Here is a 12,244-nt window from a genome sequence, read left to right as displayed (position 1 = left end):
AGCCTGCCAGCTACCGGCCACGCTACACGCTAGGGGCTTGACGGCTTTGCTACAATAGCGGTTCGTTAGATAACCGATACAGGCTAAGACGCCATGCTCAAGCTCTATAACACACTGACCCGCCAGAAAGAAGAATTCAAACCGCTCGTACCCGGCCAGGTAAAGATGTACGTGTGTGGCATGACTGTCTATGACCTGTGCCATATCGGCCACGCCCGCATGCTCACCGCCTTTGACGTAATCTACCGCTGGTTTGCGGCCAGCAACTACGACGTGACCTATGTGCGCAATATTACCGATATTGACGACAAGATCATCAAGCGTTCTGCCGAGCGCGGCATTAGCGCCGAGGCGCTGGTAGAAGAAACCATCGCCGACATGCACGCCGATACCGAAGCGCTGGGCCTGCTGCGGCCAACCTTCGAGCCGCGCGCCACCCAGCATATCGGTGGCATGCAGGACATCATCAGCAAGCTGATTCACCGTGGCAAGGCCTACCCGGCGCCCAATGGCGACGTGTACTACGCCGTGCGCGAGTTTGAAGGCTACGGCAAGCTGTCCGGCAAAACGCTGGAAAGCCTGCGCGCCGGCGAGCGCATCGACGTAGACCCGAACAAACGCGACCCGTTCGACTTTGTGCTGTGGAAAGCCGCCAAGCCGGGCGAGCCGCAGTGGCAAAGCCCGTGGGGCGCCGGCCGCCCTGGCTGGCACATCGAGTGCTCGGCCATGAGCTGCCACCACCTGGGTGAGCATTTCGATATCCACGGCGGCGGCGAAGACCTGCAGTTCCCGCACCACGAAAACGAAATTGCCCAAAGCGAAGGCGCGCACGGCCACCAGTACGTGAACTACTGGATGCACAACGGCTTTATCAATGTGGATGGCACCAAGATGTCCAAGAGCCTGGGCAACTTCTTTACCATCCGCGACGTACTGGGCCATTTTGATGGCGAAGTGATCCGCTTCTTTATCGTGCGCAGCCACTACCGCAGCCCGGTGAACTTTACCGACGGCATCCTCAACGACGCCAAGCAAGGCCTTACCCGCCTGTACACCGCGCTGCGCGGGCTGGCGCTGCCAGCCAGCACCGGCATCGACTGGGCCAACCCGTACGCCGCGCGCTTCAAGGCAGCGATGGACGACGACTTTGGTACCTCCGAAGCGGTGTCGGTGCTGTTCGAGCTGGCGGGCGAAGTGAACAAGAGCAAAGACCTGGCGCTGGCACGCCTGCTGAAAGACCTGGGCGGTGTGCTGGGCCTGCTGCAGCGCGACCCGGAAGCCTTCCTGCAAGGCGATAGCGCCGAGGGCGGCCTGACTGCCGAGCAGGTAGAAGCGCTGATCCAGGCGCGCAAGGATGCCCGTGCCGCCAAAAACTGGGCCGAATCCGACCGTATCCGCGACGAACTCACCGCCGCCGGTATCGTGCTGGAAGACAGCGCCGGTGCCACCACCTGGCGCCGAGCCTGATTGAGAAAACACCGCGCATATAGCAGGAAAGGTTGGCCGCGGCCAGCTTTTCCTTGCCAATGCCGGTTTTAGTCTGGATAATCACGCGTTCTGAAGAAGTACAGGCAAAACCCCTGTACCCGAGTTAATAAGGAAAAGCCATGCAAGCCGATATCCAGCCGAACTACAAAGAAGTAGCCGTTACCTGCTCCTGCGGTAACCAGTTCACCACCAAGTCCACCATGGCTAAAGACGCCTTCCATATCGAAGTGTGCTCCCAGTGCCACCCGTTCTACACCGGTAAACAGAAGATCGTTGATACCGCTGGTCGCGTTGATCGCTTCAACCAGAAGTTCGGCAGCTTCTTCAAGCGCTAATTCACGCTTGCAAGATGGACATAAAGGCAGCTACGGCTGCCTTTTTTCATGTCTGCCCACTTTCTTCTATATGACTCGCGCCGGCTTTGGCTGAAATGTCAGCTACAGGGCGTAGTCATATGGTCTACACTATGCCGGTTTACGTTTTCGAGCCTGTTAGATGATGCCCGTCAATATCGTGTACCTGTCGCACGGCAGCCGCAAATACCACGACCAGACCCGTTTTTCGGTACTGACCCTGCTGCATTTGCTGTTGCAACAGCAGCGCGATGATATCCGTATCGTGGTGTATACCGACGATGCCCGCGAAGTGCCGCAGCACCCGCTGATTCGCGCTATCGTGCTGCAGCGCGCCGAGTTGGCCGCATTCCGTGGCACGTTCGACTACGTGCACCGCATCAAGCTGAATGTACTGCGCCGCGCCAGTAACGAGCTGGATGGCCCGCTGCTGTATGTAGACTGCGATACCCGCTGGCTGGACCTGCCGGACGACATCTTCAGCCGCCTGCGCGGCGATGGTGGCCAGGCACCGCTGTGCTGCATGCACGTGCCCGAGGGCGCGTTTTCGCCAGCATTCTTCCCCGATTACCACCGCTACGTACAGCAAAAACAGGCGCAGCTGCAGCAGCTGGGTATTGTCGATACCTCGAGCCTGCTGATGTGGAACGCCGGGGCCATTGGTGTACCGGCCGGCAGCACTGCCTTTTTTGATGACGTGATCCGTGTCAGCGACTACTTGTTTACCCGTGTCGTGCCGCGTAACTGGGTAGAGCAGTTTGCCCTGTCGCTGGTGGCCTGCAGCCGCTACGAGATGGTGGCGCTGGATACCGCGCTACACCACTACTGGAACTACAGCTACGAAGCGCCGCTGTACCTGGCCAGCTTTTTTGCCGCGCAGCCGCCAGGGCTGTCTGTGCCGCAGCTGGCGGCTGCGTGCGCCCAGCATCACTGGCGCGAAGACGAGCTGAAACGCCTGCAGGCCGCGCCCGAGCACAAACGCCAGCGCCGCCGTAACAAGCTGCGTAATTCGCTGCAAAAGCGCCGTATCGACCTGAAAATCGCCATCGCCCGCCTGGGCCTGCGCCTGCGCGGCCAGCTAGGCTAGCCCGGCAAGCCGGTTTGCCCGCCCACGCCACGCGGCTTGCCGCGTGGCGTTTGTTTTGCCTGCTAGGTGCCGGCGGCGATTATCACTACAATGTCGGCTTACTTTCTCTTGGTCATTTCCGCGCATGCTGACTTATTCCGCGCAGAGCCAGGTTGCCGCCCGGCCTACCGAAAAACCCTGGGTACTGTTGCTGCTGTGCTTTGTCTGGCTGTGGCCCGGCATTCTGGGGCATACCCCCTGGAAGCCGGACGAGCCCTATGTCACCGCCGTGGTGCAGGGCTTTGTGGCCGGTGGCCACTGGCTGCTGCCCGCCATAGACGGCCAGCCTTATCTGGAAAACTCGCCGCTGTACTACTGGGTAGCCGCCGGCCTGGCGCGCTTGCTGTCGCCCTGGCTACTGCCGCTGCACGACGCCGCACGGCTAGCCACACCGCTGTTCATGGCCGTGGCGCTGGCTTTTGCCGGCGGGGTAGGGCGCGAGCTGATCGGCCGCCGCCATGGCCGCAGTGTGGTGATGATCCTGATCGGCTGCCTGGGCCTGATTGTTACCGGGCACGAAATGAACCCCGTAGTGGCAGGGTTTGCCGGTTTCGCCGCGGCCTTGTACGCCATGGTGTTGAGCTGGCGTGCCCCTGCGCTGGCGGGCGCGCTGCTGGGGGCCGCCAGTGTGGTGGTGTTTTTGTCTACCAACCTGCTGCAGCTGATGCTGGTGTGGAGCGTGGCGCTGCTGCTGCCGGCGTTTGCCAGCTGGCGCAACAAGCGCTACGCCATCACCCTGGTCATGGCGCTGCTGTTTGCCCTGCCGCTACTGATGGTCTGGCCGTGGGCACTGCATAAAAACTACCCGCTGGTGTTCCAGCAATGGTGGCAGGCCTACGCGCTGGGGCCGCTGCACGGTTTTGGCGGTATCGGCCTGTTTCACGAAATAGGCTATTACCCCAAGCTGGTGCTGTGGTACGCCTGGCCGGCCTGGCCACTGGCCGCCTGGGCACTATGGAAAAACCGCCGTTACGAGCTGCCCATGCTGCAGCTGCCGCTGCTGAGCTTTGCGGTGCTGCTGTTGCTGCTGACCTTCTCCAGCAACACCCATACCGAAGACGCCATGCCGCTATTGCTGCCGCTGGCGGTGCTGGCCGCGGTAGAGCTGGACAGCCTGCGCCGTGGTGCCGCGGCTTTCCTGAACTGGTTTGGCCTGATGGCCTTTGGCTTCTTTGCCCTGCTGGTGTGGCTGGGCTGGGCGGCGATGAACTTTGGCTGGCCGGCCAGGTTGGCCGCACGGGCCGAGTACTTTAGCCCCTATTACACGCCACAGATATCGCTGCTGGCGGTGCTGCTGGCGCTACTGGCATCGGCAGTGTGGGTGTGGGCTGTTACGCGCCGCCACCTGCGTGGCCGCCAGGCCATTACCAACTGGGCTGCCGGCTTATCGCTGCTATGGGGCTTGCTGCTCACCCTGTGGCTGCCGTTTCTGGATGCCGCCAAGAGCTACCAGCCGGTAGTGGCGGGCATGATGAAAGCCATGCCGGCAGGGGATAAATGCGTCGCCATAGACCAGCGCCAGATGATGGCGCGTGTGAGCTGGCAGTATTACGCCCAGCTGCGCCTGAAGCCGCTAGCGGCAGGGCAGGCCGTGCCGTGCACGCTACAGCTGGTAGTGGGCGACAAGGATCACCCGCCGCAGATAGCGGGCTGGCAGCTGCGCTGGCAAGGTAGCCGCCCGCGTGACAAGCACGAGGTGTACTACCTGCTGCAGCGTGTACCGGCAGGGCACTAAACGCTGCACTGCCAAGCAACAAGGCCACCGCATGCGGTGGCCTTGTCTTTATGTCTGCGGTTTAGCTGCTATAGCCATCCGGGTTCTGGTTTTGCCAGCGCCAGCTGTCTGCACACATGTCTGCCAGGGTTTTTTCTGCGCGCCAGCCCAGTAGCTGTTCGGCTTGTGCCGGGTCGGCATAGCAGGCGGCGACATCACCAGGGCGGCGCGGTGTGATGGTGTAAGCAATGGTGCGGCCGCTTGCCTGTTCAAACGCTTTCACCATGTCCAGCACCGAATAACCCTGCCCAGTGCCCAGGTTTACGGTGAGCAAGCCGGCCTGTTGTTGCAGCTTGTCCAGGGCGCACAGGTGGCCGCGGGCCAGATCCACCACATGGATATAGTCGCGCACGCCGGTGCCATCGTGCGTGGCGTAGTCGTTGCCGAATACGCTGAGCTGCGCGCGTTTACCCACCGCCACCTGCGTAATGAAGGGCATCAGGTTATTGGGAATACCGTTGGGGTTTTCGCCGATCTGGCCGCTGTCGTGCGCACCCACCGGGTTAAAGTAACGCAGGATGGCAATGCGCCAGTCTGGCTCGGCGTGTGCCAGGTCGCGCAGCATGTCTTCTATCATCAGCTTGCTGCGGCCATAAGGGTTGGTGGCCGATAGCGGGAAATGCTCGCGAATGGGCACGCTGGCCGGGTCGCCGTATACCGTGGCCGACGAGCTGAAAACCAGCGTCTTGCAGCCGTGCTTTTTCATGGCTTTCAGCAGGGACAGCGTGCCCGCTACGTTATTGTCGTAGTAGCGCAGTGGCTCGGCGACCGATTCGCCCACCGCCTTCAGGCCGGCAAAGTGAATCACGGCAGTGATGGGGTAGCGGAAGACCGCATCCAGCATGGTTTCGTCGCGGATATCGCCTTCTACCAGCTGCAGCTGGCGCCCGGCCAGCTTCTGTACGCGCTGCAGTGCTTCGGGCTGGCTATTGCTGAGGTTATCCAGCACCACCAGTTCGTGGCCTGCTGCCAGGAGCTGCAGGCAAGTATGCGAGCCGATATAGCCGGCGCCGCCAGTGACCAGAATCATGATGAACTCCGATTGATCGATTGGGCACGATGGTAACACTTCATGCTTCAATCATGAACAAGGCCACCGCATGCGGTGGCCTTGTTGTGCACGGTGCGGCCAACCTGGGGTTGGCCGCAGAGCCAGCGCCTAGCTCTGCAGCTCGGGCAGCCCCGCAAACAGCTGCAGCGCATCCGGGTTTGCCAGGGCGCTCAGGTTGTTTACCGGCTCGTCGTGAATCACGTTTTTCACCGCCAGCTCCACAATCTTGCCGCTGATGGTTTTGGGGATATCGGCCACCGCAATGATCTTGGCCGGTACGTGGCGCGGGCTGGCGCCGTTTTTGATCTTGTCCTTGATGGCCGCTACCAGCTCGCCATCCAGTGCCTGGCCGTCGCGCAGCTTCACAAACAGCACCACGCGCTCGTCGTCTTGCCAGCGCTGGCCCACCACGATGCTTTCCAGCACCTGCGCAAAAGTTTCTACCTGGCGGTAGATCTCTGCCGTGCCGATACGCACGCCGCCGGGGTTCAGTACCGCGTCCGAGCGGCCGTAGATCACCATGCCGTGGTGTTTGGTCAGCTCGGCGTAGTCGCCGTGGCACCACACATCCGCGAAGCGGTCGAAATAAGCCTTGCGGTATTTTTCGCCGCTGTCATCGCCCCAGAAGCCGATAGGCATGGAAGGGAAGGGCTTGGTGCATACCAGCTCGCCTTTTTCGCCCTGCACCGGCTTGCCGTGGTCGTTGCGTATCTCTACCGCCATGCCCAGGCCGCGGCATTGCAGCTCGCCGCGGTATACCGGCAGCGCAGCGCAGCCCAGTGCAAAGCACGACACAATATCGGTGCCGCCAGAGATGGACGCCAGGTTCATGTCGGCCTTGATGGCGTCGTACGCCCAGTCGAAGCTTTCGGCCACCAGTGGCGAGCCGGTAGAGAATACGGCGCGCAGGCAGGACAGGTCGTAGTGCAGGCGCGGTTGCAGGTCGATCTTTTTCAGGCCATCGATGTACTTGGCCGAGGTGCCAAAGTGGGTGCAGCGGTAAGCCTGCGCGTATTCCCACAAGATATGCCCGCCTTTGGCAAACGGCGAGCCGTCGTACAGCATCAGCGTGGCGCCGCTGCCCAGGCCGGATACCAGCCAGTTCCACATCATCCAGCCGCAGGTGGTGAAGTAGAACAGGCGGTCGCCCGCGTGAATATCGGCATGCAGCTGGTGTTCTTTCAGGTGCTGCAGCAAGGTGCCACCGTGGCCATGCACAATGCACTTGGGTTTGCCGGTGGTGCCGCTGGAATACAGGATGAACAGCGGGTGGTTAAACGGCACGCGGGTAAATACCAGCTCGCGCGCCACAAAACCCTGCAGGAAAGCATCCAGCGTGCTGGCCTGCGGAATGTTGGCCGCAAAGGCGTCGGTGTCGCCCAGGTAGGGCACCACCACGATTTTTTCTACCGATGGCAGGCCGGCGGCAATAACACGCAGCTTGTCCAGAACCTGCACCGGCTTGCCGTTGTACCAGTAGCCATCCGGGCAGAACAGGATGCGCGGCGCGGTCTGGCCAAAGCGGTCTATCGCGCCATCGGTACCGAAATCCGGCGAGCAGCTGGTCCACACCGCGCCCAGGCTGGTGGCAGCCAGCATGGCGGCCAGGGTTTCCGGCATATTGGGCATATAGCCGGCAATGCGGTCGCCACGCTGGATGCCGTGCTCTTTCATGGCCTGCTGCAGGCGCGATACCAGGTCGTTCAGCTCCCACCAGCTTAGCTCGCGCTTGACCTGGTCTTCGCCCCAGAAGGTGACTGCCAGTGCATCGTCTTTGCGGCGCAGCATGTTTTCGGCGTAGTTCAGCCCGGCTTCCGGGAAAAACCGCGCATCGCGCATGCTGCCGTGTTGCTGCAGGGCAATGCTGCCTTTGTCACCCAGCACGCCGCTGTAGTCCCACACCTGGTTCCAGAACCGGTCTGGCCGGTCTACGCTGGCCTGCCACAGGCTGGCGTAGTCGGCATAGAGTGTGCTGTCCACGGTGGACATCAGCTTGCTAAAAGCAGCCAGATGGGTGGCGGCGGCGCGGCCCGGGGCGGGCTGCCAGATAGGGGTATCCGGTGCGTGCATGGGTGGGGTCTCCTCTTTGTCGTGTTATTCCGGCGGTATGGCTAGTGTACGACGACTTACGTTAACGTAACAGGCTCAGTCGTCCTGGTAGCTGCCATCGTGCATCCAGCGGGCGTGTTGTGGTGCTTTGCGCGTAGCCGCCCACTCGTTGAGCATGTCCCATTTCACCTCGTCCAGCATCTGCATCATCTTGGGCGTGCCGGTATTGCAGGCCAGCTCCAGGCGGTGGCCGTTGGGGTCGAAGAAATAAATGCTGTGGAAAATGGTGTGGTTGGTAGGGCCTAGCACCTTGATGCCTGCCGCCTCCAGCCGTGCCTTGGTGGCCAGCAGGGTGTCCATGCTGTCTACCTGCAGCGCCAGGTGCTGCACCCAGGCCGGGGTATTGGTATCGCGGCCCATTTCCGGGCTGTTTGGCAGCTCGAAAAACGCCAGGATATTGCCCTGGCCAGCGTCCAGAAACACATGCATGTACGGGTCTGGCTGCTTGGTAGACGGCACTTCGTTTTCGGCAATAGCCAGCACGAACTTCATGTCCAGGTGCTTTACGTACCATTCCACGGTTTCTTTGGCGTCTTTGCAACGGTAGGCCACGTGGTGGATTTTCTGAATCAGCATGGGTGTCTCCTTGTGCGGGGCAGCGGTGGCTGCATGGGCTGAACCATACTGCATTGTTAGATATTGCTCAATATGTTTGATATTAACGAACTGGTATCGCAAGGCAGCAATGCTACACTGTGGCCACATTCACCTTCTCTTATCGTTATGGACGCAGAAAAAGACCCCCGCCGTGGCATTCAATCCATCGAAGTAGGCGGCAGCCTGCTGCAAGCCCTGGTGCGGGCGGCCACCCCCATGATGCTGAAAGACCTGGCGCGCAGCGCCGGTATGCCGCCAGCCAAGGCCCACCCCTACCTGGTGAGCTTTGGCAAGCTGGGGCTGGTAGAGCAAGACAGCGTTACCGGCCAGTACCGCCTGGGCAGCTTTGCCCTGCAAATGGGCCTGACCGCCCTGCACGGGCTGGATGCGGTAAAAATAGCCAGCGATGCCGCCACCCGCCTGGCGCTGGATATCAACCAGAACGTAGCGTTGGCCGTATGGGGCAACCACGGCCCCACCGTGGTACGCATCGTGGAATGCAACCGCATCGTGCATATCAATATGCGCACCGGCAGCGTGATGTCGGTGCTGGATTCCGCCACAGGCCGCGTGTTTGCCGCCTGGCTGCCCACCGAGCTCACACGCGGCGTGATAGAGGGCGAGCTGGCACGCCAGCCCCCCGCCCAGCAGCCAGACCTGCCCGCCATGCTGGCCCAGGTGCGCCAGCACGGCATGGCCCGCGCCGTGGGCTACCCGCTGCCCGGTATCAATGCGCTATCCGCCCCGGTGTTTGACAGCAGCGGCCAGCTGGCGCTGGCCATTACCACGCTGGGCCCTGCTGCCGATTTTGACCCCGCATGGGGCGGGGCGCTGGCGCAGCAGCTGGCCGCCTGCGCTGCCGCGATATCGCGTAGCCTGGGTTTTCATGCCGCAGCAGGGGTGTAGCGGCATTGCTGTGGTGCAGCATCAACACCTAATCGAAACAAATCTGCCCTTAATTAGGTGTTAATTTTAAACATTCATTTTAATAACATATGCTGTCATAGCCACCTTGCGTGGCTATTTTTTTTAAAATCAAACACTTAAGCAGGATCGCACTGCTGCAGTGCGCCCTGTCCTATAAGATAGAGTATAAAAAAAACCGTTTGGCATTCATGAAACTTGTACGATTGCTGTAAAATATCGATGAAACAATGGCAGCACAAACTGCAATGCCATTTATCGAAATACTGCGCCGCGTCATCCCACTGCGGCCTTATGTTTACAGCAGGAAGTACATCATGAAAACCGGCCGCCTAAAACAAGGCTCTGCCATAGTTAGCAACATCATTCTGTTACTGGATGCCCTTACCGTATGGCAGGCTGCCGAGCTGGCGGCCTGGCTGCGTTTTGGCAGCAGTACCAGCCTGCCACTGGGCTACGACAGCCTGATCGTGGCCACCAGCCTGCTGGCCATGCTGTGTTCGTCGCTGGTGTACCAGTCTTTCCGTGGCGGATCGTGGCAGGCCATGTATGGCCGCGTAGTACTGGCGTGGGTTATTACCGTAGGCCTGCTGCTGTCCTGGCTGTTTTTCAGCAAAAGCTCCGAGGCGTATTCGCGCATCTTTGTAGGCACCTGGATAGCCACCATGCTGCCGCTGCTGCTGCTGCAGCGCACCCTGGCCATGCAGGCCCTGCGGTGGCTGCACCGCCGCGGGGTAAACACCCGCGAAGTGCTGCTGATAGGCAAAGGCCCCATGAGCAACGACCTGGCCAAGCGCGCCCGCGAAGCATCGTGGAGCGGCTTTAAAGTAACGCGCCAGGTCAGCGCCAGCGACCTGGCCCGCATTACCCAGCTAGCCAGCGACGCCACCTACGACGAAGTGTGGATCAACCTGCCCGCGCACGAAGCCTCCATCATCCCCGACGTGCTGGAAGCGCTAAAACACAGCGCCGCCGACATCCGCGTGGTACCAGACCTGCTGACCTACCGCATGATCAACCACGGCGTCACCTTCATCATGGGCGTACCCATGCTGGATATCAGCGGCAGCGCCCTGGGCGGCGTAAACCGCCTAATCAAGCAGATAGAAGACTACATCCTGGCCAGCATCATCCTGCTGATGATCAGCCCGCTCATGCTGGGCATTGCCGCCGCCGTAAAGCTAACCTCGCCCGGCCCGGTGATCTTTCGCCAGAAGCGCCACGGCTGGGGCGGCGAAGAAATCGTGGTGTACAAGTTTCGCAGCATGGCCGTGCACCAAGAGCACGACAAAGTCACCCAAGCCACCAAAAACGACGCCCGCATCACCCCGCTGGGCGCCTTTTTGCGCCGCACCAGCCTGGACGAGCTGCCGCAGTTCATCAACGTACTGCAAGGCCGCATGAGCATAGTGGGCCCGCGCCCGCACGCCATACAGCACAACCACTACTACAAAGAGCTGATCCCCAACTACATGCTGCGCCACAAGATGAAGCCCGGCATAACCGGCTGGGCCCAGGTAAATGGCCTGCGCGGCGAAACCGACACCATCGACAAAATGAAATGGCGCGTGGAATACGACCTGCACTACCTGGAGCACTGGTCGGTATGGCTGGATCTGCGCATTGTGTTTCTGACGGTATTCAAGGGCTTTGTTAACAAGAACGCCTATTAACGCTGGACAAGAAAATGACAGTAAAAGTTTTGACAGTATTTGGCACCCGCCCTGAGGCGATCAAAATGGCCCCGCTAGTACATGCCCTGGCCGCAGCAGATGGTATTGATAGCAAGGTATGCGTGACAGCCCAGCACCGCGAAATGCTGGACCAAGTACTGGCTTTATTTGAAATACAGCCCGATTACGACCTGAATATCATGAAGCCAGGCCAAAGCCTGTCTCAGATAACCAGCACCATATTGCAAGGCATGGAGCCGGTACTGGCAGACTTCAAACCGGATATTGTGCTGGTACACGGCGATACCAGCACCACGCTGGCCGCCAGCCTGGCCGCATTTTACGCCCGTATTAAAGTAGGCCATGTAGAGGCTGGTTTGCGCACTGGCAACCTGTATTCACCATGGCCAGAAGAAGCCAACCGTAAACTGACCGGTGCATTAGCCGAATGGCACTTTGCCCCTACCGATACCAGTAGCCAAAACCTGGCAAAAGAAAATATACCTGCCAGCCAGGTAGCCATTACCGGCAATACCGTCATTGACGCGCTATTGTGGGTAAAAGCCAAGCTGGATAGCAGCCCGGAATTTGCAGAACAGTTTAGCCAGCAGTTTGCATTCTTGGACAATAGCAAGCGCATGATTCTGGTAACAGGGCACCGGCGCGAAAGCTTTGGCAGTGGTTTTGAAAATATCTGCAGTGCATTGGCACAGTTGGCCGCAGCATACCCCGATGTACAGATTGTTTACCCTGTGCACCTGAACCCGAATGTGCGTGAGCCGGTAAACCGCATACTGTCTGGCGTGGACAATGTGCACCTTATCGAACCACAAGATTACCTGCCATTTGTCTACCTGATGGATAAAGCCCATATCATCCTTACCGACTCTGGCGGTATTCAGGAAGAGGCACCATCGCTGGGTAAGCCAGTACTGGTAATGCGCGATACCACCGAGCGGCCAGAAGCAGTAGCTGCCGGCACAGTAAAACTGGTCGGCACCGACCAGACAAACATCATGAATACCGTAAAACAGCTACTGGACAATCAGCAAGCTTATTTGTCTATGTCCAAAGCACACAACCCTTATGGCGATGGCAAGGCATGCCAGCGCATTGTAGAAATCATTAAAACTTCGCATGGGAAATAAT

General features: G+C 59.9%; 10 protein-coding genes. 7 read left to right on the top strand and 3 right to left on the bottom strand.

The features are described from left to right. Positions 1–93 precede the first annotated feature (93 nt). From cysS to FLQ44_RS10580, 4 genes are all read left to right on the top strand, one after another. Positions 94–1,467, top strand: coding sequence for a cysteine--tRNA ligase (gene cysS, locus FLQ44_RS10595; RefSeq protein WP_147694364.1), 1,374 nt, complete (start codon positions 94–96; stop codon positions 1,465–1,467). Positions 1,468–1,607: 140 nt separating this feature from the next. Further along, positions 1,608–1,823, top strand: a complete 216-nt coding sequence (gene rpmE, locus FLQ44_RS10590) for a 50S ribosomal protein L31 (protein ID WP_017508844.1) — start codon at positions 1,608–1,610, stop codon at positions 1,821–1,823. A gap of 160 nt (positions 1,824–1,983) precedes the next feature. Further along, positions 1,984–2,928, top strand: a complete 945-nt coding sequence (locus FLQ44_RS10585; RefSeq protein ID WP_147694363.1) for a hypothetical protein — start codon at positions 1,984–1,986, stop codon at positions 2,926–2,928. Between the two features lie 124 nt (positions 2,929–3,052). Beyond that, the gene (locus FLQ44_RS10580; protein WP_147694362.1) at positions 3,053–4,702 is read left to right on the top strand and encodes an ArnT family glycosyltransferase; all 1,650 of its coding nucleotides are present in this window, start codon (positions 3,053–3,055) and stop codon (positions 4,700–4,702) included. 61 nt (positions 4,703–4,763) lie between these two features. Here FLQ44_RS10580 and galE read toward each other — a convergent pair whose 3' ends face one another. The 3 genes from galE to FLQ44_RS10565 all read right to left on the bottom strand — a co-directional run bounded on the left by galE (position 4,764) and on the right by FLQ44_RS10565 (position 8,477). Beyond that, on the bottom strand, positions 4,764–5,774 hold the full coding sequence (galE, locus tag FLQ44_RS10575; protein ID WP_206208809.1) for a UDP-glucose 4-epimerase GalE: 1,011 nt from the start codon (positions 5,772–5,774) through the stop codon (positions 4,764–4,766). A 126-nt stretch (positions 5,775–5,900) separates the two neighbouring features. After that, on the bottom strand, positions 5,901–7,862 hold the full coding sequence (locus FLQ44_RS10570) for an acetoacetate--CoA ligase (RefSeq protein ID WP_147694360.1): 1,962 nt from the start codon (positions 7,860–7,862) through the stop codon (positions 5,901–5,903). A 75-nt stretch (positions 7,863–7,937) separates the two neighbouring features. After that, positions 7,938–8,477 carry a VOC family protein gene (locus FLQ44_RS10565; RefSeq protein WP_147694359.1) on the bottom strand — a complete coding sequence of 180 codons (540 nt, stop codon included), beginning with the start codon at positions 8,475–8,477 and terminating at the stop codon, positions 7,938–7,940. 72 nt (positions 8,478–8,549) lie between these two features. Here FLQ44_RS10565 and FLQ44_RS10560 point away from each other — a divergent pair, with 72 nt between their 5' ends. The 3 genes from FLQ44_RS10560 (at position 8,550) to wecB (ending at position 12,243) form a co-directional block, all read left to right on the top strand. Next, positions 8,550–9,404 (top strand): IclR family transcriptional regulator, encoded by an 855-nt coding sequence (locus FLQ44_RS10560; protein WP_206208803.1) that lies wholly within the window; start codon positions 8,550–8,552, stop codon positions 9,402–9,404. 335 nt (positions 9,405–9,739) lie between these two features. Further along, positions 9,740–11,095 (top strand): undecaprenyl-phosphate glucose phosphotransferase, encoded by a 1,356-nt coding sequence (locus FLQ44_RS10555; protein ID WP_147694358.1) that lies wholly within the window; start codon positions 9,740–9,742, stop codon positions 11,093–11,095. 14 nt (positions 11,096–11,109) lie between these two features. After that, positions 11,110–12,243 carry a non-hydrolyzing UDP-N-acetylglucosamine 2-epimerase gene (gene wecB, locus FLQ44_RS10550; RefSeq protein WP_147694357.1) on the top strand — a complete coding sequence of 378 codons (1,134 nt, stop codon included), beginning with the start codon at positions 11,110–11,112 and terminating at the stop codon, positions 12,241–12,243. Position 12,244 lies beyond the last annotated feature (1 nt).

Origin of the sequence: Vogesella mureinivorans, from assembly GCF_007644035.1 — a bacterium.
GTDB lineage: Bacteria > Pseudomonadota > Gammaproteobacteria > Burkholderiales > Chromobacteriaceae > Vogesella > Vogesella mureinivorans.
Note: the sequence above shows the minus strand (reverse complement) of the source record. Positions and strands in the feature narration are given on the sequence as shown.